The 23,830-nt window shown below is 45.2% G+C and carries 25 protein-coding genes and 1 tRNA gene; 14 read left to right on the top strand and 12 right to left on the bottom strand.

Annotation, left to right across the window (positions count from 1 at the left end):
- Positions 1-50: 50 nt before the first annotated feature.
- Positions 51-1,562, bottom strand: coding sequence for a leucyl aminopeptidase (pepA, locus tag ACO7SM_RS19080; protein WP_192610898.1), 1,512 nt, complete (start codon positions 1,560-1,562; stop codon positions 51-53).
- Between the two features lie 154 nt (positions 1,563-1,716).
- On the opposite strand from pepA, the gene ACO7SM_RS19075 reads away from it, so the two are divergent.
- From ACO7SM_RS19075 to lptG, 3 genes are all read left to right on the top strand, one after another.
- Positions 1,717-1,767: a hypothetical protein gene (locus tag ACO7SM_RS19075; RefSeq protein WP_223307023.1), complete on the top strand. Its 51-nt coding sequence runs from the start codon at positions 1,717-1,719 to the stop codon at positions 1,765-1,767.
- A gap of 62 nt (positions 1,768-1,829) precedes the next feature.
- Positions 1,830-2,930: an LPS export ABC transporter permease LptF gene (gene lptF, locus ACO7SM_RS19070; protein ID WP_490468813.1), complete on the top strand. Its 1,101-nt coding sequence runs from the start codon at positions 1,830-1,832 to the stop codon at positions 2,928-2,930.
- Complete coding sequence (gene lptG / locus ACO7SM_RS19065; protein WP_192610900.1) at positions 2,930-4,012, top strand: LPS export ABC transporter permease LptG; 1,083 nt, start codon at positions 2,930-2,932, stop codon at positions 4,010-4,012. Before lptF ends, lptG begins: the two co-directional genes overlap by 1 nt.
- Positions 4,013-4,054: 42 nt before the next feature.
- Here the strand turns inward: lptG and ACO7SM_RS19060 are convergent, their stop codons facing one another.
- From ACO7SM_RS19060 to idnD, 5 genes are all read right to left on the bottom strand, one after another.
- Positions 4,055-5,557: a helicase HerA-like C-terminal domain-containing protein gene (locus ACO7SM_RS19060; protein WP_490468812.1), complete on the bottom strand. Its 1,503-nt coding sequence runs from the start codon at positions 5,555-5,557 to the stop codon at positions 4,055-4,057.
- Between the two features lie 78 nt (positions 5,558-5,635).
- Positions 5,636-6,634, bottom strand: a complete 999-nt coding sequence (gene idnR / locus ACO7SM_RS19055; RefSeq protein WP_490468811.1) for a DNA-binding transcriptional regulator IdnR — start codon at positions 6,632-6,634, stop codon at positions 5,636-5,638.
- Positions 6,635-6,702: 68 nt separating this feature from the next.
- Positions 6,703-8,022 carry a gnt-II system L-idonate transporter gene (gene idnT / locus ACO7SM_RS19050; RefSeq protein WP_490468810.1) on the bottom strand — a complete coding sequence of 440 codons (1,320 nt, stop codon included), beginning with the start codon at positions 8,020-8,022 and terminating at the stop codon, positions 6,703-6,705.
- A gap of 63 nt (positions 8,023-8,085) precedes the next feature.
- On the bottom strand, positions 8,086-8,850 hold the full coding sequence (gene idnO, locus ACO7SM_RS19045; RefSeq protein ID WP_490468809.1) for a gluconate 5-dehydrogenase: 765 nt from the start codon (positions 8,848-8,850) through the stop codon (positions 8,086-8,088).
- Positions 8,851-8,861: 11 nt separating this feature from the next.
- Positions 8,862-9,908, bottom strand: a complete 1,047-nt coding sequence (gene idnD, locus ACO7SM_RS19040; protein WP_490468808.1) for an L-idonate 5-dehydrogenase — start codon at positions 9,906-9,908, stop codon at positions 8,862-8,864.
- Between the two features lie 215 nt (positions 9,909-10,123).
- On the opposite strand from idnD, the gene idnK reads away from it, so the two are divergent.
- Positions 10,124-10,645 carry a gluconokinase gene (gene idnK, locus ACO7SM_RS19035; protein ID WP_490468807.1) on the top strand — a complete coding sequence of 174 codons (522 nt, stop codon included), beginning with the start codon at positions 10,124-10,126 and terminating at the stop codon, positions 10,643-10,645.
- A gap of 31 nt (positions 10,646-10,676) precedes the next feature.
- Here the strand turns inward: idnK and ahr are convergent, their stop codons facing one another.
- On the bottom strand, positions 10,677-11,696 hold the full coding sequence (gene ahr, locus ACO7SM_RS19030; protein WP_490470982.1) for an NADPH-dependent aldehyde reductase Ahr: 1,020 nt from the start codon (positions 11,694-11,696) through the stop codon (positions 10,677-10,679).
- A 230-nt stretch (positions 11,697-11,926) separates the two neighbouring features.
- Between ahr and ACO7SM_RS19025 the strand changes: the two genes are divergently transcribed.
- The 10 genes from ACO7SM_RS19025 (at position 11,927) to ACO7SM_RS18980 (ending at position 20,655) form a co-directional block, all read left to right on the top strand.
- Positions 11,927-12,011 (top strand) — tRNA-Leu (locus ACO7SM_RS19025).
- Between the two features lie 189 nt (positions 12,012-12,200).
- A complete protein-coding gene (locus ACO7SM_RS19020) occupies positions 12,201-13,451 on the top strand; it encodes a tyrosine-type recombinase/integrase (protein WP_435346391.1) in 1,251 nt (416 codons plus the stop codon).
- Positions 13,452-13,562: 111 nt separating this feature from the next.
- Complete coding sequence (locus tag ACO7SM_RS19015) at positions 13,563-14,372, top strand: DUF6387 family protein (protein WP_045307597.1); 810 nt, start codon at positions 13,563-13,565, stop codon at positions 14,370-14,372.
- A gap of 166 nt (positions 14,373-14,538) precedes the next feature.
- Positions 14,539-14,745 carry a helix-turn-helix transcriptional regulator gene (locus ACO7SM_RS19010; protein WP_248058280.1) on the top strand — a complete coding sequence of 69 codons (207 nt, stop codon included), beginning with the start codon at positions 14,539-14,541 and terminating at the stop codon, positions 14,743-14,745.
- Between the two features lie 21 nt (positions 14,746-14,766).
- Positions 14,767-15,066: a hypothetical protein gene (locus tag ACO7SM_RS19005; protein WP_024170864.1), complete on the top strand. Its 300-nt coding sequence runs from the start codon at positions 14,767-14,769 to the stop codon at positions 15,064-15,066.
- 295 nt (positions 15,067-15,361) lie between these two features.
- A complete protein-coding gene (locus tag ACO7SM_RS19000) occupies positions 15,362-16,564 on the top strand; it encodes a tyrosine-type recombinase/integrase (protein WP_490468806.1) in 1,203 nt (400 codons plus the stop codon).
- Entirely contained in the window at positions 16,557-17,861 is a 1,305-nt protein-coding gene (locus ACO7SM_RS18995) for a tyrosine-type recombinase/integrase (protein WP_490468805.1), read from the top strand. The genes ACO7SM_RS19000 and ACO7SM_RS18995 overlap by 8 nt, the downstream gene beginning before the upstream one ends.
- Positions 17,858-19,732, top strand: a complete 1,875-nt coding sequence (locus ACO7SM_RS18990) for a DNA-binding protein (protein WP_490468804.1) — start codon at positions 17,858-17,860, stop codon at positions 19,730-19,732. The genes ACO7SM_RS18995 and ACO7SM_RS18990 overlap by 4 nt, the downstream gene beginning before the upstream one ends.
- A 14-nt stretch (positions 19,733-19,746) precedes the next feature.
- Complete coding sequence (locus ACO7SM_RS18985; RefSeq protein ID WP_490468803.1) at positions 19,747-20,133, top strand: hypothetical protein; 387 nt, start codon at positions 19,747-19,749, stop codon at positions 20,131-20,133.
- A gap of 96 nt (positions 20,134-20,229) precedes the next feature.
- Entirely contained in the window at positions 20,230-20,655 is a 426-nt protein-coding gene (locus tag ACO7SM_RS18980) for a hypothetical protein (RefSeq protein WP_088546538.1), read from the top strand.
- Positions 20,656-20,707: 52 nt separating this feature from the next.
- Here the strand turns inward: ACO7SM_RS18980 and ACO7SM_RS18975 are convergent, their stop codons facing one another.
- From ACO7SM_RS18975 to ACO7SM_RS18955, 5 genes are all read right to left on the bottom strand, one after another.
- Positions 20,708-21,022: a cell wall-binding protein gene (locus ACO7SM_RS18975; RefSeq protein WP_490468802.1), complete on the bottom strand. Its 315-nt coding sequence runs from the start codon at positions 21,020-21,022 to the stop codon at positions 20,708-20,710.
- An 18-nt stretch (positions 21,023-21,040) separates the two neighbouring features.
- On the bottom strand, positions 21,041-21,427 hold the full coding sequence (locus tag ACO7SM_RS18970) for a hypothetical protein (protein ID WP_490468801.1): 387 nt from the start codon (positions 21,425-21,427) through the stop codon (positions 21,041-21,043).
- A gap of 41 nt (positions 21,428-21,468) precedes the next feature.
- The gene (locus ACO7SM_RS18965) at positions 21,469-21,741 is read right to left on the bottom strand and encodes a hypothetical protein (protein WP_007666384.1); all 273 of its coding nucleotides are present in this window, start codon (positions 21,739-21,741) and stop codon (positions 21,469-21,471) included.
- Between the two features lie 224 nt (positions 21,742-21,965).
- Complete coding sequence (locus tag ACO7SM_RS18960) at positions 21,966-23,186, bottom strand: relaxase/mobilization nuclease domain-containing protein (RefSeq protein WP_490468800.1); 1,221 nt, start codon at positions 23,184-23,186, stop codon at positions 21,966-21,968.
- Positions 23,155-23,592, bottom strand: coding sequence for a hypothetical protein (locus ACO7SM_RS18955; protein WP_490468799.1), 438 nt, complete (start codon positions 23,590-23,592; stop codon positions 23,155-23,157). Before ACO7SM_RS18955 ends, ACO7SM_RS18960 begins: the two co-directional genes overlap by 32 nt.
- Between the last annotated feature and the right edge of the window lie 238 nt (positions 23,593-23,830).

Raw genomic sequence — 23,830 nt, 5'->3', positions numbered from 1 at the left:
AAATTACGGCTTGTAGGCCGGATAAGCGCAGCGCCATCCGGCAAACAAACTTACTCTTCGCCGTTAAACCCGGCGCGGTTCAGCAGGAACTGCGACAGCAACGCGACCGGACGACCGGTTGCGCCTTTCGCCTTGCCGGAACGCCATGCGGTACCGGCGATGTCCAGGTGCGCCCAGTTGTATTTACGGGTAAAGCGCGACAGGAAGCAGCCTGCGGTGATCGCCCCGCCAGGACGCCCGCCGATGTTGGCCATATCCGCAAAGTTGGACTCCAGTTGCTCCTGGAACTCATCACCCAGCGGCAGACGCCATGCGCGGTCACCCGCCTGCTCGGACGCGCTGATAAGCTCGTGCGCCAGCGGATTATGGTTCGACATCAAACCGGTGATGTGATGGCCCAGCGCAATCACGCAGGCGCCAGTCAGGGTTGCCACGTCAATCACCGCTTCTGGCTCAAAACGTTCAACGTAGGTTAACACGTCGCACAGCACCAGACGGCCTTCGGCATCGGTGTTCAGCACTTCAACGGTCTGGCCGGACATGGTGGTCAACACGTCGCCCGGACGATAAGCTCGCCCGCCCGGCATGTTTTCACAGCCCGCCAGCACGCCGATGACGTTAATCGGCAACTGCAGTTCCGCCACCATGCGCATCACGCCGTACACTGCCGCCGCGCCGCACATGTCGTACTTCATCTCGTCCATGCCTTCGGCAGGCTTGATGGAGATACCGCCGGAGTCAAAGGTCAGCCCTTTACCCACCAGTACGATCGGGCGTACGTCTTCGGACGGATTGCCTTTGTATTCGATAACCGACATCAGCGATTCGTTTTGCGAACCGTTGCCCACCGCAAGGTAGGAGTGCATGCCCAGCTCTTTCATCTGCTGTTCGCCGATGACGCGGGTAATGACGTTTTTGCTGTAGGAATCGGCCAGTTGACGCGCCTGCGAAGCCAGATAACCGGCGTTACAGATGTTCGGCGGCATATTGCCAAGATCTTTTGCTGCCTTGATACCGGCGGCAATCGCCAGACCGTGCTGGATAGCGCGTTCGCCGCTGGTCAGCTCACGGCGGGTCGGTACGTTGAAGACCATTTTACGCAGCGGACGACGCGGTTCGCTTTTGTTGGTTTTCAGTTGATCAAAACTGTACAGCGTCTCTTTGGCTGTCTCGACCGCCTGACGCACTTTCCAGTAGTTATTGCGACCTTTGACGTGCAGTTCGGTCAGAAAGCAGACGGCTTCCATTGAGCCAGTATCATTCAGTGTATTGATGGTTTTCTGAATGACCTGCTTGTACTGGCGCTCATCAAGTTCGCGCTCTTTGCCACAACCAATAAGGAGAATTCGCTCGGACAAAACGTTCGGCACATGGTGCAACAATAGCGTCTGCCCCGGTTTTCCTTCCAGTTCGCCACGGCGCAGCAGTGCGCTAATATAACCGTCGCTTATCTTATCGAGCTGTTCTGCAATCGGAGAGAGGCGACGCGGTTCAAAGACGCCCACGACGATGCAGGCACTCCGCTGTTTCTCCGGGCTACCGCTTTTTACACTGAACTCCATGCACTACACTCCTGATTCTTAAAGACAACGGCGGTGGCTACGGATAGAATTGCAAGCTTTCGTAACTCATGTCCGCTGTTGCGGTGACTTCGTGTTAATCTTAACGTTATTACGGTATTGGCACGTCAGAACAATTTTCTGAGAGGTGAATCCGTTGAGTATAATAGTCTTAGCGACGATTTCGACGACTCAAGAGAATAAATGACGTTTAAGCCATGAAACAAGCTAAAATCCTGCAAAAGACGAGTTTTTACGGGCGTATTTAAAGTGATAATCATAAGATATCTGGTACGGGAGACGCTCAAAAGCCAACTTGCGATCCTATTCATCTTGCTTTTGATTTTCTTTTGTCAAAAGTTAGTGAGGATCCTCGGTGCGGCGGTTGACGGTGATATTCCGGCAAATCTGGTGTTCTCGCTACTGGGGCTGGGCGTGCCTGAAATGGCGCAGCTCATTCTGCCTCTCAGCCTGTTCCTCGGGCTGCTGATGACGCTGGGCAAACTGTATACTGAAAGTGAAATTACGGTCATGCACGCCTGCGGGTTGAGCAAAGCCGTCCTGGTAAAAGCCGCCATGGTACTGGCGTTGTTTACTGGCATTGTCGCTGCGGTCAACGTCATGTGGGCGGGACCTTTATCATCTAAACATCAGGATGAAGTGCTGGCGGAGGCGAAAGCCAACCCCGGTATGGCTGCGCTTGCGCAGGGGCAATTCCAGCAGGCAACCAATGGCAGCTCGGTTCTGTTTATCGAAAGTGTCGATGGCAGCGACTTCAAAGATGTATTTCTCGCGCAAATCCGTCCGAAAGGCAACGCCCGACCTTCCGTGGTGGTGGCTGATTCCGGGCATTTGACGCAGCTTCGCGACGGTTCTCAGGTGGTCACCCTGAATCAGGGAACACGCTTCGAAGGAACCGCGTTATTACGTGATTTCCGCATTACCGATTTCCAGAACTATCAGGCGATTATCGGGCATCAGGCGGTTGCGCTGGATCCTAATGATTCCGAGCAGATGGGGATGCGCGCGCTGTTGTCGGCCAATACCGACCGTGCCCGGGCGGAGCTGCACTGGCGCCTGACGCTGGTGTTTACCGTATTTATGATGGCGCTGATGGTCGTGCCGCTGAGCGTGGTGAACCCGCGCCAGGGACGTATCCTTTCAATGCTCCCGGCGATGTTGCTGTATCTGCTGTTCTTCCTTGTGCAGACCTCCCTGAAATCCAATGGCGGCAAAGGCAAACTGGACCCGGCTCTTTGGATGTGGGCGGTGAACCTGGCATATCTGGCGTTGGCGATAGGCCTGAACTTGTGGGATACGGTGCCGGTACGCCGTCTGCGTGCCCGTTTTATGCGTAGAGGAGCGGTGTAATGCAGCCATTTGGTGTACTTGACCGCTATATCGGTAAAACCATTTTCACCACCATCATGATGACGCTGTTCATGCTGGTGTCGCTCTCCGGCATCATCAAGTTCGTCGACCAGCTAAAAAAAGCCGGGCAGGGGAGCTACGATGCGTTGGGCGCTGGGATGTATACCCTGCTCAGCGCGCCAAAAGATGTGCAGATCTTCTTTCCGATGGCGGCGCTGTTAGGTGCGTTGCTGGGGCTGGGGATGCTGGCGCAGCGCAGCGAGTTGGTGGTCATGCAGGCTTCTGGCTTCACCCGTATGCAGGTGGCGCTGTCGGTCATGAAAACGGCCATTCCACTGGTGCTGTTGACGATGGCAATTGGCGAGTGGGTTGCCCCGCAGGGCGAGCAGATGGCGCGTAACTATCGTGCTCAGCAAATGTATGGCGGCTCGCTGCTCTCTACCCAGCAAGGGTTGTGGGCAAAAGACGGCAATAACTTTGTGTATATCGAACGGGTTAAAGGCGATACGGAGCTGGGCGGGATCAGTATCTACGGTTTTAACGATCAGCGCCGTTTGCAGTCGGTGCGTTATGCCGCTTCTGCGAAATTCGATGCTGAGCACAAAGTATGGCGTCTGTCGCAGGTCGATGAGTCCAACCTGACCAATCCGAAGCAAATTACCGGTTCACAGACGGTGAGCGGTACCTGGAAAACCAACCTGACGCCGGACAAACTCGGTGTGGTCGCGTTAGATCCGGATGCGCTCTCCATTAGCGGCCTGCACAGCTACGTGAAGTATCTGAAGTCGAGTGGTCAGGACGCCGGACGCTACCAGCTCAATATGTGGAGTAAAGTGTTCCAGCCGCTCTCTGTGGCCGTCATGATGCTGATGGCGCTGTCGTTCATTTTCGGCCCGTTGCGTAGCGTTCCGATGGGGGCGCGTGTTGTCACCGGTATCAGCTTTGGTTTTGTCTTCTATGTGCTTGACCAGATCTTTGGTCCACTGACGCTGGTTTATGGTATTCCGCCGATTATTGGCGCGCTGTTGCCGAGCGCCTCGTTCTTCCTGATTAGCCTCTGGTTGATGTTGCGGAGATCGTAATCCTGTCGCCCTCCCGTGACGCGGGAGGGCATTTGTCGCACCTTAGCGTTTTCTTCCGCCCAACAAACTCCCCAACATCCCGCGTATAATTTGATTGGTGACCTGGCGCGCTGCGCTTTTGGCAACACTCTGTACGACACCATCACGTTTACCGCCGCGTGGCCCGGTACTGCCAAACAGAATGTCTTTCAACCCGCCGAGAATACCATCGTCAACCGCGACCTCTTTGCCTTTCACCGTCGGGTTGTTCTGTTGTTCTGTGCTGGCCTGCACACCCTTTTGCAGCCTCTCGTAAGCGGATTCGCTATCCACCGCTTCCTCATACTTGCCGTACAGGGCAGAGTGATTAATTAACCCGTTGCGTTCATCGTCGGTGAGTGGCCCCATCCGCGAGCAGGGCGCAATGACCATTGCGCGTTCCACCACCGACGGACTGCCTTTAGCATCAAGAAACGAGATGAGCGCTTCACCAGTACCCAACTCCTGAATGGCTTTTTCGGTATCAAATGCCGGATTTGCCCGCATCGTCTGCGCTGCGGTTTTCACCGCTTTCTGATCTTTTGGTGTAAAGGCGCGCAGGGCATGTTGCACACGATTACCCAACTGCCCGAGCACGTTGTCGGGTATGTCGGACGGGTTCTGTGAGACGAACCAGACGCCCACGCCTTTTGAACGGATCAGGCGGATAACCTGTTCGATTTTATCCAACAGCACCTGTGGCGCGTCGTTGAACAACAGGTGCGCCTCGTCGAAGAAGAACACCAGCTTCGGCTTCTCCAGATCGCCCGCTTCCGGCAGTTGCTCGTAAAGTTCGGAGAGCATCCAGAGCAGGCTGGCGGCATACAGTTTTGGCATCTGGTAAAGTTTTTCTGCGCTGAGGATGTTGATAATCCCTTTGCCGTTTGCGTCGACGCGCATCCAGTCGGTGATCTCCAGCATCGGCTCGCCAAAGAAGTGGGTCGCGCCCTGTTGCTCAAGGGTCAACAGGCCACGCTGTATCGCCCCCACCGAGGCGCTACTGATATTGCCGTACTGATTCTGGAAGGATTTGGCGTTATCGCCAATGTATTGGGTAATGGCCCGCAGGTCTTTGAAATCCAGTAGCAACAGCCCCTGGTCATCAGCGATACGAAAAATAATATCAAGGACGCCGGACTGTACCTCGTTCAGGTTCAGCAGACGCGCGAGCAATAACGGCCCGAGATCGGAGATGGTCGCTCGTACCGGATGGCCTTTTTCGCCGAAAATATCCCACACCACCACCGGATTGGCGTGGGGCTGCCAGTCGGCGATACCGATATTTTTAAGCCGGGTAAGCAGTTTTTCCGAGGCTACGCCCTCTTCAGCCACGCCCGTCAGATCGCCTTTCACATCCGCCATAAACACCGGAACGCCGATTTCCGACAGCGACTCGGCCAGCTTTTGCAAGGTGACCGTTTTACCCGTCCCCGTCGCGCCGGTAATCAGCCCGTGACGGTTCGCCATGCCTGGCAGTAAGAACAACTCGGTTTCTGGCGTGCGGGCAATTAATAAGGGTGCGCTCATTAGATTTCCTCCATTTATCCTGCCTGGAGTATAGGCAATGGGAATGAAAGAGAATATGCGCAGGGGAGAGAAAATAACTTATAGCGTATTGCCGTGATAAATCTGGTATCCCAAATCAATCGTATTGTGGTTGTGGTCGTTGTTCTTGATTTTGCTCAGTAACATCTGAGCCGCCATGCGCCCGATGTCAAAGCGTGGCGTTATCACACTGGCGAGGCTTGGGATCATCTGTCGGCCCATCTCCAGCCCGTGGAATCCAGCAATGGAAATTTGATCCGGTACGGACAGCTCGTGTTCGCGACAGAACAGCAACGCACCCATCGCAATATCATCATTGGTGCAAAAGACACCGTCTAAATCTGCATGTGCGATCAGCGCGTCGCGCATCATCTGCGTGCCCAGATGAATCGAGGAGATGGCCTTTGGGTTGATACGCAAGGGCGTCAGACCCCGTTGTGTCATAGCATCGCAGTAACCGTGAAAACGTTGTTCGTCACGGATATCGTCTTTTGAACCGAGATAGAGGATCTTCCGCCGCTGGCGCTTATCCAGCATAGTGCTGACCATATCAAACGCGGCCTGGCGATTATCAAACCCGACTTCCATGTCCAGACGATCGCCCTGAATATCCATCAGTTCCACCACCGGAATGTTGGCCGAACGCATAAATTTAACAGTACGCAGGGTGTGATATTTCTCGGAAAGAATAATGCCGTCGATATTATACGAGAGCAGGTTGATCACCGACTCTTCCTCGGATTCCCGATCGTAATTGTAGTTGGCGATCAGCGTTTGATAGTTATGGTCTGAGGTCACCGACTCTATACCGGCGAGAATATCGGCGAACAACTGGTTTTGAAAAGAGGGGATCAGCACGCCGAGCGTATAGCTTTGCGCATTCAACAGCATGGCTGGTGCGCGGTTAGGGATATAATTAATTTCCTCCATAATCTGCGCAATACGTTCGCCGGTTTCCTTTGCGACCTTTTTCGGTGAGCGAATATAGCGGCTCACTGTCATTTTGGTTACGCCCGCGAGCGTGGCGATATCCTGCAAAGAAATTCTGTGATTCCTCATTTTCTCTCCAGTACCGGGGCGCGCCGGCGATATCGCCCCCGGTGGTTAATCGGGTCTTTTCTGACACCTTAATGCAGAATGGCGTTCAGCGTAAGGACACCCAGCAGCCCCATAATCGAAATCAGCGTTTCCATCACTGTCCACGTCCGCAGCGTTTCACCCACGCTGAGGTTAAAGTAACCTTTAAACAGCCAGAATCCCGGGTCGTTAACGTGTGAGGCAATAACACTACCCGCTCCGGTTGCCAGCACCATCAGCGCTGGATCGGCATGGGTAACATTAATAATCGGCAGCACTACACCTGCAGTGGTGATCGCCGCGACGGTCGCTGAACCGAGCGCGATACGTAGCAATGCTGCTACTGTCCAGCACATCAGCAGCGGAGAGAGCGAAGTGCCGGTCATCAAGTGCGAGATATATTGACCCACGCCGCTGTCCACCAAAACCTGCTTAAATGCACCGCCGCCCGCGATAATAAACACAATCATAGCGATGGCGCCGATAGAGTCGCCAATAATATCCATAATTTGTTCTATCGTACGTCCGTTACGTCGGCCAAGGGTAAAAATGGCGATGACAATGGCGATAAACAGTGCGACCGCAGGGTTACCGATAAACTCAAAGAATACCCGCACGGTGTTGGTTTTTGGCAGTGTAATTTCACAGACCGCCGCAACAGCCATCAGTATGACGGGGATCACCGCAGCAAATATACTGTTCCAGAAGGACGGCATCTCCTCTTCGGTGAACAGGTGCGGGTTAAACAACCCCGTCGGCGGCGCTTTTTCAAAGCGGGTCAGCAGTTTTGAAAATAGTGGGCCTGCTACAATAACGGTCGGAATGGTGATAATGAATCCATACAACAGTGTGGTACCGAGATTGGCTTCAAAAATCGTCGCAATGGCGGTCGGCCCTGGATGCGGCGGCAAAAAACAGTGCGTGACCGAGAGTGCGGCCACCATGGGTACGCCAACGTACAGCAGCGGCAAGCCTGAAGAGGCCACGACCGTAAAGACCAGCGGCAGCAGTAGAACAAAGCCCACTTCGAAGAACATCGCCAGGCCGACAACCAGCCCGGTGATGACCAGCGCCCACTGAACGCGCTTTGTACCAAACGTATCGATAAGGGTGGTGGCGATGCGTTGCGCGGCTCCGGTATCGGAAATCAATTTACCCAACATTGCGCCAAAACCGAGGATCATCGCCAGCCCGCCGAGGGTGCCGCCAATCCCGTTCTGAATAGAATGTAAAACGGCCTGTGCGTCCATCCCTTCGGCAAACCCTACGACGGCGGCTACCAGGACCAGGGCGATAAAGCCATTGACCTTAAAACCAATCATCAGAACCAGAAGCAGCGCGACACCTGCTGCAATTATGATTAATGGCATAATCTTATCTCTTATGTGTGCCAAAAAGGCAGCGCTTGCACGCTGCGTAGTGTTGTTCAGCGTTTATACAGCGACCAGCATGCCGCCATCGACGAAGATCAGGTGTCCGTTTACGAAGTCAGAAGCTTTGGAAGAGAGGAACACGGCTGCGCCAATGAGTTCTTGCGGATCCCCCCAGCGTGCGGCCGGTGTACGTTTGCACAGCCACGAGGTGAAGGCTTCATCTTCAACCAGCGCTTTGGTCATCTCGGTTTTGAAGTATCCCGGCGCGATGCCGTTCACCTGGATATTGTGGCGTGCCAGCTCAACGCACATTCCGCGGGTGAGCATTTTCACTGCGCCTTTCGAAGCGGCATACGGCGTAATGGTGTCTCGTCCCAGTTCGCTCTGCATGGAGCAGATGTTGATGACTTTCCCGGCCTGACGCTCCACCATCCTGCGGGTCACTGCCTGTGATACCAGGAACACTGCGGTTTGGTTTACCGCGATCACGTCGTTCCACTCCTGCTCCGGGAACTCGGTAAATGGATGGCGGCGCTGAATACCGGCGTTATTCACCAGCACATCAATCGGGCCAATATCCTTTTCGATATGTTCGATGGCGGTATCAATATCCTGTTTATGCGTAACATTGAAAGGCGCGGCAACGGCGCGAACACCTTCCTGCAGTAGCCTTGCGACAGCGGTTTCCGCGCGTTCTGGCGTAATATCATTGACGATAATCTGCGCGCCAAATTTGCCCATCCCGGTTGCCAGTAAATAACCAATACCCTGAGCAGAACCAGTGATCAGAATGTTTTTGCCATCCAGTGAAAAAAGATCGTTCATCGTGTTATTCCTTATTTTGTTTCTTCAAAAACGAGCTGGACTTTTGCCGCCTGGGTTTTATCTCCGGCGAAGATCAGTGCCTGTTCGAGGTCGGTAAACAGATATTCGGCGCTCAGTAACGGCAGCGGGTTGATAACGTTATTTGCCAGCCACGACACCGCAGTGTTGAACTCGGTGGTAAAACGGAACGAACCTTTGAGCGAGATTTCTTTCCCGATAAGCATCATCATCGGGAATTCCGGCACTGCGCCGCCCATGCCGACCTGCACCATCACGCCTTTTGCGCGGGTCACTTCCAGACAGGTGGTGATCGAAGAAGGGTGCCCCGAGACTTCGAAGCTGACGTCGAAATAGCCTTTCTCTTTTTTCCATTCATCGAGCGAGTTCTGCTGCGGGTTAATGAGTGTATCGGCGCCCATCTGCTGAGCCAGTGTGAGCGAACGCGGGCTGATGTCTGCGCAGACGATTTCTGCCGCGCCGAGCGTTTTCACCGCGCTGACAATCAGGCAACCAATAGGGCCTACGCCGGAGATAAACACGCGTTTGCCCTGCAGATCGCCCGCTTCGTGTGCAGCATGGATTGCCACGGCCAGCGGTTCGGCAAAGGCCATTACTTTCTCGTCGGCCTGTTGTGGGTAAGGAATGCACTGCGCGGTATCGACGATTTTAAACTGAGTAAAGCCGCCGTCGACGTGGGGAAAATACATGGCGCTGCCAAAAAAACGCATTTCCGTGCACTGGTTTTCTTCATGCTGCAAACAGTATTTACAGTGACCGCAAGGCTTAGATGGATTAATGGCAACCGACTGACCTTCATGTAATTCTGTCGAATCGCTATGAACTACTTTACCAATCACTTCATGGCCTAAAATCATGGGTGCTTTGACGGTGAAATTACCGACTTTTCCTTCCTGATAATAATGTAAATCGGAACCGCAAATTCCCCCTCGGGTAATTTTAACCAACGTTCCTTTATTATTATCCCATTCAATATTTTGGTCTGTAATGGCAACGGTTTTCTTGCCCGCGACAACGCAGGATTGTGTTTTGACTTGCATAAATGCCTCACTGGTCAGGTAGTAACCTCGGCAGCATTTAAACGGTTTTGTTTGTTATCATTTGTGACGCAAGTCACGCTGGGAAATTGTTACACTACAATGTTACGCATAACGTGATGCGCCTTGTAATTCTCATCAGCGGTGCTAAAAAAGCGTGAATTATCCAAACCAGAGGGCGTAGTATCGCGCCATAGAATATGAATCTGGAGTTTTCGATGGCCGGGGAAAGTTATATTTTGATGGGTGTTTCGGGTAGCGGTAAATCATTAATTGGCAATAAAATCGCCGCATTATTATCAGCGAAGTTCATTGATGGTGACGATCTCCATCCCGGCAAAAATATTGATAAAATGTCTCAGGGAATACCGTTAACTGATGAGGACAGACTACCCTGGTTAGAACGATTAAATGATGCTTCTTATAGTCTTTATAAAAAAAATGAGACAGGGTTTATTGTTTGCTCATCATTAAAAAAACAGTATCGCGATTTTTTACGTAAGGGTAGCCCTAACGTGCATTTTCTCTGGCTGGATGGAGACTACGACATTATTCTGGCGCGGATGCAACGCCGGGCAGGGCATTTTATGCCCGTTGGTTTGCTGAAAAGTCAGTTTGGCGTGTTGGAATGTCCGAAGGCGGATGAGACGGATATCGCCCGAATCGATGTCAATCATGATATCGAACATGTAACGGAACAGTGCCGCCAGGCGGTGCTCGCTTTTCGCAAGGCACAATAAGCTCAGTCCCGTTAGGGACTGAGCCACATCATCAGAAGTCGGCTTTCAGCACCACGCGGTAGCGCGCTTTGCCGTCGCGAACGTGCTGGATGGCTTCGTTGATTTGCGACATTGGGAACAGCTCTGTCGTCGGCGAGACCTTGCTGCGCCCGGCAAATTTCATCAGCTTGCGCAGCTCATAAGGCGTACCCGTCGCCGAACCGGAGATGCTGCGATCGCCAGCAATCAAGGTAAACGCCGGAACCGGCAGCGGCTTCATCACTGCACCGACGGTGTGGAAATGGCCGCCATAGGCCAGCGCTTCAAAATAGGGCTGCCAGTCGAGATCGACATTAACGGTGTTGATGATGAGATCAAACTGTCCTGCCAGCGCATTTAACGCTTCTGGATCGCGGCTGTTCACGACTTTATCAGCCCCCATCGCCAGCACTTCCTGCTCTTTCGACGGATTCGAACTAAATGCGGTCACTTCACAGCCCATCGCGTGCAGTAGCTTAATAGCGATGTGCCCAAGACCGCCGATGCCGATCACCCCCACGCGACTGGTCGCGGTGATGTGGTGCATCAGCAGAGGTTTAAAGACCGTAATACCGCCGCATAACAGAGGGCCCGCGGACTCAATATCGATGCTCTCCGGAAGCGGGATCACCCACTGCCAGTCTGCCCGCAGTTTTTCGGCAAAACCACCACGGTTGAGAATGGTGGCGACGGCGCCTTCCAGACAGTTAATCTGATTGCCGCTGATACAGGCATCGCAATGCCCACAACTGCGTGCCGTCCAGCCAACGCCCACGCGCTGGCCAACTTTCAACCCTTTTTCCTGCGCGGCACTGCCGAGCGCCGCCACGCGACCAATCACTTCATGCCCGGCAACCAGCGGGTACTGAGAGAATCCCCATTCGTTGTCGATCATGGAAAGATCGGAATGGCAGATACCGCAGTAGTCGACCTGTACCTCGACATCTTCCGGCCTGAGTTCACCGGCATCATATTCAAAAAGTTCGAGTTCGCTGCCCGCCTCTTTTGCGGCATAGCTTTTTATAATGGACATCATGTTTCCCTCGATGGGTGTTGAACAGGAAGTGTAGAGCATGGTCGGCAGGGGCGCTTCGCAGAAGGGGGGCTCAAGGCGCGAGAGGAGAGGGAGAAATGTGATGAATACTGGTTTTAACGTGCGTAATGCTGAAAATTTCGACACTTAGCGAGTGAGGCACACGCTGCCGCTTGCATGGTGGCGCGTGACAGGTATAATCCACAACGTTTTCCGCATACCTCTTCAGTGCCGAAGTGGCGAAATCGGTAGACGCAGTTGATTCAAAATCAACCGTAGAAATACGTGCCGGTTCGAGTCCGGCCTTCGGCACCATACAAAGCTTTTTTCAAGTCTACTAACGTCTACTTTAGTCCATAAAAACAGTAAGTTAAGCAGGTTTCTGGCTTTTCTTAGTCTGTCCACGTCTACTCAATTCCTTGAACATATACCAACTGATGATGGTATAACTGTTGGTATTCCCGGTTCGATAGATTTTGATACCAACACTGGAGGTATCAACTGATGGCTCTCACCGATATCAAAGTTAGAACTACCAAGCCCTCCGACAAACCTTTCAAACTCACTGATGGGCAGGGGATGCACTTGCTGATCAACCCCAATGGCTCAAAATACTGGCGACTTCAATACCGTTTCGATGGCAAACAGAAAGTTTTAGCATTGGGTGTTTATCCAATGGTCTCTCTTAGTGAAGCCCGCAAGAAACGAGATGAAGCCAAAAAATTAGTATCGCTTGGTCTCGACCCCTCAGAAAAGAAAAAAGCAGACAAAATCGAGCAAAGCGAAGCCCTGACATTCGAAGCTGTTGCAAGGGACTGGCATACTGCCTGTAAAAGGAAATGGTCAGATTCCCATAGTGAGAGGGTTTTAAAGAGCCTTGAAGATAACCTTTTCTCTTTCATAGGAAAGAGAAAAATAGCCGAGCTTAAAACCAAGGATCTACTCGTTCCGATCAAGGTTGTTGAAGCTTCTGGACGGTTAGAAGTAGCAGCCCGTCTACAACAACGAACCACAGCAATTTTGCGATATGCCGTCCAGAATGGCTTAATTGACTATAATCCGGCCCAAGAAATGTCTGGGGCTATTGCTGTAGCAAAAAGAATCCACCGACCGGCATTACCGTTTGATCGCTTCTCTGAACTCCTAGAGCGAATTGAAATATTCAAAGGTAGAAAGCTCACGAAGTTAGCCGTAAAGCTTACATTGCTCATTTTTATTCGTTCGAGTGAACTCAGGTTTGCTCGTTGGTCAGAGATAGATTTCGACAATGCCATGTGGACTATTCCTGCAGAGCGAGAGCCATTACCCGGAGTGAAACATTCGCATCGTGGTTCGAAAATGCGAACTCCACACCTTGTTCCTTTGAGTTGTCAGGCATTGGCTGTGTTGACGGAAATTAAAGAGATCAGCGGTGACCATGAACTCGTGTTCATTGGCGACCATGATTTCAGAAAGCCCATGAGTGAAAATACGGTAAACAAGGCTTTGAGGTCTATGGGCTATGACACAACCGTGGAGGTCTGTGGACATGGATTCAGAGCTATGGCTTGTAGTGCTTTAATTGAATCCGGTTTGTGGTCGAAAGATGCTGTTGAACGGCAAATGAGCCATCAGGAGCGGAACTCAGTTCGTGCTGCGTACATACATAAAGCAGAGCACCTTGATGAGAGAAAGCTTATGTTGCAGTGGTGGGCCGATTACCTTGACCTCCTTAGAATACGACAAGTTTCACCATTTGATTTTAAAAAGATTTAACTATGAATAAGTAGATGATCAATCGCTCTCCCTTATCAATCTTGTTAAGGGAGAATTAATTCAAATAAGCAGTGTTAACTCATTCAAGCTTTGAATACAGTGGAGGGATTAATGAAAGTAGTAAGCCCTTATGAAGAATTAAAAAGCTGGTTTAGTCTCGAAAACTATGAGCAGTTAAAATCACTTACAATCAAAGAACTGCATACTGAGCTTGCCTTTAGAGAAGCAATTTTCGACAGTGTAAATTTTGGATGGGAAGATGATAATCAAAATTTAAGGTCTATCCTTGAAGGTAATCCTATTTTAAGCAGACAAGATAATAATCATGGTCATTTTGGCAAGGGCCAAAGGCATGTTGCGCAGGTTAGCTTTGGTGATATAAAAAAATTAGAGAACAAGTTAATAATGTTTAGCATGGATTTTTTTGAAGAAAATGGCGATTTCAAAAAAGAGTTGAAAAAGAAACCAATTACAAAAACTATGAGGGACTTTTTTCTTAACCAAAATAGCAGCAAGATGTATGTTTCATTTGATTTAGGAATGTCCAGCGATGAAGAAATTATAACAGCCTTACAAACGATGCTACCAGATCTTAGAAAAGAATATGAAATTGAGCCAGTGAAAACAGAAAAAATTGGACTTGCAAAAATAAGAAAACTTGTCGATTACAATATTATCCCAATGATGGATTTATTGATTTGGGCAAAGTTTAAAAAAGTAAAAATCTCAAATATGGTCTTGTCTCGTGTCTTGTATCCCGACTTTACAAATGAGATCAGAGGAGAAGATCACATTAAAGATACAGACAGGCCTGTTGCAGAGAAGTCATTGAATGGCGAAACAACCCGTAGTCTGGAATATTTTATCAGCAAAAACAGCCATCTCCGCAACATACCGATTTCGGAACTCGGATCTTTCTAGTTGTAAATCATCATGTTAATTGTCAAGGGGAGGGCGTAAATATTTTTCTTCCCCGGAATTTCCTTTCATTCTTCCCTCATCTAACTTTTCAGTTATCAGCATTCCCTTCATAGATACGAATCTGTGTGGCTAATATCTTCGTAACGGAAGCGGAGGAGACAGCCAAATGAGTACAACTAATCAAAGCTTAATTCGTTTACCAGAAGTCTTGAAACGAACTGGTTTCGGCAAGGCCTGGATTTATCGTCTGATCAGTGAAGGTCGGTTTCCGGCCCCCGTTAAGATCGGTGTTCGTGCCGTTGCTTTTGTCGAGAGTGAAGTTGACGAGTGGATTCAATCAGTTATCGAAACAAGCAGAATTAAAGTTGCTTAATTAAACTTGGGAGAGATTTTTATGAATATCGAAGAATTTGTGAGTGAAGATAACCATATGTGCAATTTATGCGGAGATCGGTTTTACAAGATCTTTGACCAAGAAGTGATTTATGACTTACCCAATAACGAGTTTAATAAAGAAATAATTTACTGGCTCAGTCAGTACCTTGTAGGAAATTTGAGAGAACCTTTAGACTCGATCTCTGAGCTTAATGCTTCCAAACAGATATATGTTTACGAGACCTGGTTCTCGCTAATTAAATGCCCTGATGAAATGAAACTCTTGGCGAAGCGGATAATTCTATATCTGTTGGATTAAGAAATATTTATGAAAATGTAAAGTTTGGCTGCATATTTTTGCTTAAAACTTTACAGAATAACTTACATTATTTTTATGATCGTTTATTAGCAAGGCAGTGAGATAGTTTTCGAGGTATTAGGTGTACATAATTCTAACTAGATCTACCAGATGATAATTTGACAGGAATAATCGTCTATCTCACTGTTTTAATTTAAATAAATATCTTAATCGATCCAAATAAATTTGTAAATCTACGAAATGCTTATTATTAATATATTGGAATTATACTTTTTGTAAGGTTTAGGAGGGAAATATGTGCAGTATTTGTGTAGATTCGTTTATGTTGGAAAATGGTGAGAGGTATTGCCATGTTGTAAATAAAAAAACTGGTGAGCCATTGTATTATCCAAATTTGTATATAACAACACAAGTCAGAAATCGGTCAGAGTCTATATCAACAATGAAAGTTATTGCCGGTAGCCTTTCATTGTTATATCGATTCTTTATGAGGAAAGAGATCAATGTTGATGAAAGAATACAGAAAAGGATATTTCTGGCTCCTCATGAAATTGATGATTTGATTGAGTTTACTTCATTCAATTTTAAAAGTGGTATGGATAATGATTTTTGCGTTTCAAATGTCAAAAAACCAACTAAGTATTTTAGGATTACAACAATAGCTAACTATCTGGAATGGCTATGTAAAATACTTCTTTCTCATACAGGTCAGAAAGATACAATCAAAGAGATACTTGTTTTCATTAACAACATAAAAAGAAAGAAACCAAGGAACAATGACAAATATGTTATGGATATCGAAAAGAGCTTAGACAAAGCTCAACTGGATTCTTTGTTTAGCATTCTTTCGCCAGGAAGTAACTTGAACCCGTTTACGGAAACAGTACAAAAAAGAAATAACCTAATATTCCTATTATTACATTGCTTTGGCATGAGAGCCGGTGAACTTTTGAATCTGCGAATTGGTGACATAGATTTTGCAGAATCAACAATAGCAATAAGGAGGAGAGCAAATGATAAAACAGATCCACGAGTTTATCAGCCATTAGTGAAGACTTGTGAGAGAAAATTAATTGCTGATGCGAACCTTATATATGAAATTTCAGATTATATCTTGAATGATCGTAGAAAAGTTAAAAATGCTAATAAGCATGACTTTCTGTTTATTACCTATAAGGAAGGGAAGACACAAGGACAACCGCTATCATTTTCTTCATACCATAAAATAGTGAGTGTTGTTCGTCAATCATCCTCGCTTCTAAGTGGATTAACAGGCCATAAATTACGACACACATGGAATTATGATTTCTCGAAAACAATAGATAAGGCTAAGGACATATCCGACGAAAAAGAGCAACAAATCCGTTCTTATCTAATGGGATGGCTACCAGGTTCAGACACTTCAATAATCTATAATCGCAGGCATATTTTTGAGCTATCGAAAAAAACTGCACTTGAGCAGCAAGAGCAACTATTCAAAGGAGGATTTGATGAATAATTTAATTAAACAAAACTATGATAAAATGTCAATTCATGAACAAAAAATCGTCACTTTGATTGAGAGCAATGGAATCAATATTAGAAACTTAATATGTGTTATGGACGAAAGTTTGGTTTGTGGGTTTGTGAATACATTACAATATTATTTTTGTAATAAAAGCCATTCGCATGTAAAAACAATAATTAAAAGCATTAGGGATTTTATTAGCATTGTTTCTCCTAATTATATTGATGATAAAATAATAATCCAATATCAAAATATAAAATTATCAAAAGCCGCAGCATCATTTCGCGTTTTACGACCATTTTTGATTAAATGGTTTGAGTTAGGATATTCAGGAATAGATGAAAGTGCGGTAGAACTGTTAAAGCATTTGGACCTAAAAAAGAAAAAATCTGGTCAGTCTGTACTACAAGGTGATCCAACAGAGGGGCCACTAACTAAAGAAGAACATAATTCTTTAATTAAGGCTATGAATCATGCATATAGAAAAGGTGAACTGTCACTGCCACATTATGCAATATCACTATTGATCAGCCTTACTGGTAGAAGACCGCAACAATTAGTTTTTTTGAAATATAAAGATATACTTCAAAGGGATTTAGGTGATGGTGAAATAGAATATGTGATTTCAGTACCACGAGTTAAACAACGGAGTAAACAGCTACAATATCGAGAACTTGCAATAATATCAGAGGTCGCATCAATTGTTCAACTGCAAGCTAATCAATCAGTGAAACTTGTTGAGCAAGCTCTTGGAAAAACTCTTGATGATTATTCTAAAGGAGAAGTTCCTATTTTCTTAAATGAGGAGAAACTCTCTGAGTTATCCATAACAGATTCAATTCATCTGGAATTTAATACATTACATGCAAAACCTACAATTTCTAATGTAGCATTGAAAAGTATTGTTAATATTGGGAATGTAATCTCCAACCGTACCGGCGAGATACTAAATATTACTCCTCGTCGGCTTCGTTATACAATAGCAACTATGCTGTTTAAGGATGGGTATAATGATAACATTATAGCTGAGTTATTGGACCATTCCTCTACTTCATGTATAGGGATTTATATTAAAAATATTGCTGATAGTGTTGAAAGGATCGATTCCGCTGTTTCAGAACAATTGTCATTTGTCGCTGATATTTTTATGAATGGAATCAAATCGAAAAAGATTAATCATTTCAAATTTTGTTCTTCAAGTAGATGCCCGAATCAGAATTCAGGATTTCCTTGTAATCAATGTGTTTTTTTTATTCCATTTGAACGTAGTGAGGCGAATCATCTATGAATAATATCATTTTGTTCAAATCAAAAAAACATCTTCTTGTAGAAGAAAATTATAATGAGTTTATAAAGTTTTGTCGCTATCAACTGACCGGACTAACCCAAACTCAGGATTGGGACCAGTATGCCTGGGAAGGATATGTCACATTCAGAAAAATAGGGATTGGGAATAAAGTCTTTGATTCCAATGATGCAATGCACGAAGATTTTATAAAGTTTGCGAAAGCATATATCAGATATCAACACTCATTGAAACCATTGAAAAATTATGGGTCTATTATGATGGCCTTGCGATGTCTCGAACAGGCTCTTTTGCAGGTTCTGAACAATGCTCTGATTTATAATGTAACAGCCGTTGTTTTCGATGAAGCAATGCAGATCGGAAGTAAATATTTTAAAGGTAACGTTTTGGCTAAATGTGGAATACAGCTTGAAAAAATATCAAAGTTTCTATATGAACATAATCTTCTGAAGTCAGGATATATCTCATGGAAAAACCATGTAAAACAGAAAGTCAAAAACAATTATCTTCCTGAGATTGAGGATTATCACCGAAGCGATAAGTTACCAGATGAAGAAGCATTACTCGCTATTGCTGATATTTTTTCTAAAAATGATGAGTTACTGAGCCCAAGGGATAAGTTCACCAGTTCAGTATTTGCACTTCTACTTTGTTGTCCTAGCAGAATTTCTGAGATTTTAGCCTTACCTGCTGATTGTGAGATTACACAAATAGATGGCAAGGGTATCGAAAGATATGGTCTGAGATTTTATTCGGTTAAGGGTTATGGACCTAATATCAAATGGATTCCACGGGTTATGGCACCAGTTGCAAAGAAAGCAATTAGAAGATTACTTTCCTTATCACAAAATGCAAGAGCACTTGCTCAATGGTGCGAAAAATACCCTGATAAATTTTACCGGCATGAACTTTGTCCAAAAGTTGATGAAAATTCAAAGTTGACAGTTGTACAGGTTTGTCATGCACTTGGCTACCATTTACATGATCATAAATCATGCGTTCTAAAAATTAAAAGAACGAGTTTGGATGGTGGGAAAAGTTTCTTAAATTCCAATGATTATAACTATTCATTGAGTGAGTTATGGGAAATGATTAGCTCTGGTTTTAGCAGAGATTTTCCATGGTATGATGAAGAAAAATCCATAAGATTTAGCAATGCCTTATGTTTACTGAATTATCGCCAATTCTCGTTATCCCGAATGAGTGATATCTATTCATTTTATAAACCTACTAAAGCATTCTTTTTTGGTGACATACAAAGTAAAAGAAGTTTTGAAGTGGGGTATAAAAATATTTTCGCCCGACACGGATATTATGATACTGAAGGTCAGCCACTGCTTATTCGCTCACACCAACCACGACACCTTTTAAACACTATAGCCCATTATGGCGAAATGTCTGAACTTGATATTGCTAAATGGTCTGGTCGTGTCAATGTGAATCAGAACAGAGTTTATAACCACGTTTCGGAAGAAGATATGTTAGATAAAATCAAAGCTATTAAATTGAGTAGGAGTAATTATTGTCGAAGGGAGTCAATACCGACAAATGAATTGACAATTGATTTTGATAACCTTCATCAAGGTGCAATACACTTAACAGAATTTGGTTACTGTGTACATGACTACTTAGTTAAGCCTTGTGCAAAAATCAATGAATTTATAGAATATGATAATGAAGCCCTGGGAATAAAATCAATAGATAGAATTAGACTTGAATCTATCCGAGAAAAAGTAACAAAACTGAAGTGTATAACGCAGACCGCTTATGAAAATGGTGATTATGGTGCAGACAAATGGCTGCAACACCATGAAAAAAATTTGGAAAGAATTAATAAGCTTTTGAATAATTAAAATAGGAGATACTTATGGCGAAACATTTGATCAGGAGTGAAATAAAGGCAATTACGCACATTATATTGACTTGGGACGGCAAAATTACATGGAGTGATTTATGTGAATCAGTTTATAAGAATTTAAACAGAACTATCACAAGGCAATCTTTAAGTGCTCATGATGAAGTTGTTGAAGCATATAGATCAAAGAAAAATTTGTCTAATTTGAAAAAATCTGGCCTTAAAAAGCCAGCTAACTTAACGATTGCGGCACAACAAATAATAAATCTTAAAGCCGAAAATGAAATGCTGAAAAAACAGAACAATAGATACAAAGAGCAGTTTAGCTATTGGCAGTATAATGCTTATAGACATGGTCTCACTATGGAACAATTGAATAGACCATTTAATAAAAAATAATATTTGATAGGTTACACCTATTGACAAGTTAAATAAATACGATAAATATAAACATATGGTCAGGAAGACTATTTCAATTATGCAAGGATGCATTTTATGGACAAAAACATCATCAATTCAGAGTTTACTCTGGAAGAGCAACTTATCATTATTGTCGATAAGTATATCTCAAAAAGATACCATCCCGGAGATAAAAGTTTCTCATATCAACTTTACCTAATTTTTGTGGGATACCATTTAAAATATTTCTACCCTAAAAGGATTTATTCCAAATCCAATCGTAATATTGATAACATAATGACTATGTTTAGCTCGGTATACAAAAGTCTGACAAGCAATCTTCTACAACGATTAAATAACAAGGAAGGAGTTATTAGGGAACTAAACTCGCTTGTTAATTACATAGATAACAATCAAGAAAAAGCAGAGGAAATCTATGATACTGTCAGAGCACAATATGAAATGAAAGTAATTGAGAAAGAGTTAACCCGTGAAGTTCGCGTAAGAACCGTCAGGTTATAGGCAATAAAAAGCCCCTGAGCAGGGGCTAAAAAAGACTTATTGATACAGGCTACTACTGAACTTCTTTCCAGATACCATCTGCTTTCACAAGCTTAACAGGCCTTGTCTGTTTCATATTACTAATAGAGGCATCGACAATGCAGTTATAAACATTGTTTGCTTCTTCTGTGCAGCTAACTTTCTTCACATAATCGATTTTTAAAAGATCCTTTTCTGAAACTCTTGAATCAAAAGCTTTCATACTGGCATTTGATTTATCTACAACACTTTTGAAAGCATTGTATATATCGTCTTGCGATGGTTCACTGTTACATGCGGTTAAAATAAAAGAGGTAAGAATAACTGTGAGGATTGAGTATATTTTCATTTTCTTATCCAAAAATAATTAATTAAGAATACCAGTTTTGGTGTTGTTGTTATCAGAGGAGAAAGTCCATTTACTTACGGTCTCTCCCTTGAAGTCGATCTCAAGAGTTTTAGACTGAGTCTGAGAACCGCCAGTAAACAGCCCCACAACAGGAATGAAAGTCGTTGCATTGAACTGATTGTTAGACATGAAATATTTCCATTGCTCATGTCCGTCATCGAGTGTGGTTCTTGTATCAGGCTCACCTAACTTAGTGAGTAATTCCGTCTTAGTTGTTTTGTTTTTAATGATCTTTGACTGGAGACTTTGTGGTGTTTCGTTTTTAAGGTTCTGGTTCCCTGATGTTGAACAGCCAGAAAGCAGGAAGACAATAATAAAAAAAGAGGACGTTATAAATCGGTTCATTTACTTTCTCATTTTATGTTTGCGGTTGTGTGAAATTAATTTCACCGTATAAAAACAACTCTGTCTGCATACATTCTTTTGATTTTATAGATAAGAATAATGATGCTTACGAAAAACGTAATGACTGATACAAGAGTGCTGCCGGTCCACGAAAATGCTAACCACGCGAGACCAAATGCCACGAATTGAAACAGGAATGCCACACTGAGCGGGCTTTCACCGTAAGCGACCTTTGCATGACAGCCTTTGCAAATCCGCACACCATGAGGACTTTGTGTAAAGCAGAACGGGCACTTTATTGTTTCGTTTTCCATAGCTATCCCAATCTGGAAGATTAAATGGTGCGTTTACAGAGATTCTCGATGACCGACTCGCTTTAGTAAAATTGCTTGTACCGATCGATGGTTGTTACTTGATAGGTGTTATCTATCATAACTAGCTTATCGATCTGTAATAACGATCAATATTATCTTGACTAAACACAAATTTATTACTCAGCAATTGAGTTATGTTACGAAAGGTGTTTACAACTAGCTGTCTATAAACGAATTTTTCTTACAGGTTTAAGATGATGTGTTGAATAGATTTCTGAGATGTTTGTGGGAGTCTTATGAAGAATGCTCTTACCATAGCTTCGAAGAAGCTCTACGAGCCTCCTTAGAAATGGAATCCAGCCGATGAGCCTGAGATGCTTTTGCTGTTTGACGGCATTCTTTTGAAGAATCTTTTCTACGATTTCTTTTCTTCTGTCTTCTCTGAGCCGTAATTCCAGTTCGGCAATTTTTTCACTTATGCTTTCCCTTGGAATATCCGTTGTTGCAACATCTTTTGCAGGAGCAGGAGCAGGAGCAGGAGCAGGAGCAGGAGCAGGAGCAGGAGCAGGAGCAGGAGCAGGAGCAGGAGCAGGAGCAGGAGCAGGAGCAGCAGGGGGGGCTTTTGTTGGTGTGTTGGTTCGTATCGCTTCTAAGTGGTCAGGGTTGTAGCTAAGTTGCTTTTGAAGATTTGCCCAAGAGTAACCCTTGCCTAACTGCGAAGCTTTGAAAGCTATATCGCGGTAAGAGAATGAGAAGCCGTTCATTTTACCGGTAGAGGCAATATTGGCCTTCCAAGATACTTCCGCTTCTTCCAGCCGTTTTGTGAAAGTTAAAAGGTCAGGTGTATCTGCCAAACTTTTATCAATGATCTGTTGAAGAAATTTCTTGGGGCAGGGAACACTAGTCCGAGCCGATAGCATTTGTTCGTTTCGAGAGATTCTCTTCCGCTTCGGTTGTGCTTGCGAGTGGGGAGATGCAGTTTTGGTCACTGTCAGGCCATGAGCGACTTCGAGTTTACTGATGATTTGTGTGCTGATGAGATTTTCATTCCTACCCAAGTAGAGCTTCCCACCATTGAGATCTATGCGACTTGCGATAATGTGTATGTGCTGACCAGCCGGATCGTCATGAAGCACATAACAACGAAGATGAGTATCACTGAACCCCATCCTCTTAATGTAGTCATCTGCGATGCTGGACCATTTTTTAGTCGTTAGTGATTCACCTGCTGGTAAGCGGAGGGAGTTATGCCATACTGGTTTCTGAACATCTGGGCGAAGCTGTTTAGTGCCATCAAATTCAGAGATCAGTTCAAGTGCTGCATCACCTAACATGTTCCCGCCAATGACGACTGGATCACTTTTGTGGTGTGCTCCCGGTTTCAATGCGTATTGGACCACACCAGCAAAGTTCTTACCCCTGCGAATCTTCCGCATACCCTTCATTCGGGAGGCTCCATATACTGTCACTTAAAAGATTCGTGCGAAGCTCTTCAAGTTGTCGCTTCACAGCGAAAAGCTCTGTATGAGTAAGGTGACTATCTTTGCTCTTACCATCTATGTGGGCCGCAATGCGATTTAGTTTTTGCGATATGTCGGTTAAAGCTATCCATGCTTTGGTATTAATCGCAGGTATAACGGGAGGTAACTTTTGAAGGGAAGCCATACGAAGCCACTCTCCTTTTTTATAAGAGCCTCGCTTTATATTCAGGAGTTGCAGTTCTTCAACATTCAATCGGACACTGACACAATAGCTTCTTACTGCTTCTAAAGGAATTTTACTTTTATTAAAGCTACCACGGCGGGAAGTTTTGGATAGATCTATGTTATCTGTATAAATACTCTCTTTCATGTAAACTCCATTTTATATGTTACTGATTGATAAGCATAATCCGTATGCTTCATATATCATTTATACAATTAATTAGTAGTTTGTCAATCAGCAGCCTTGATTGTGTAGGTGTTCTTTTATTGTCTGACTGAAAGGAAGCAAGAAAAGCAAGAGCTTTATAGAACGGTGCAACCGCTTCTATAAATTAGCTCTTGCTTTTTTATTATTAATTATCCTTAGTGTTGACGTGTTAGGGAAA

It is taken from the genome of Citrobacter sp. LJND-P06 (assembly GCF_058188415.1).
The sequence above is the reverse complement of the archived record's forward strand: the minus strand, read 5'-3'. Positions and strand labels throughout refer to the sequence as shown.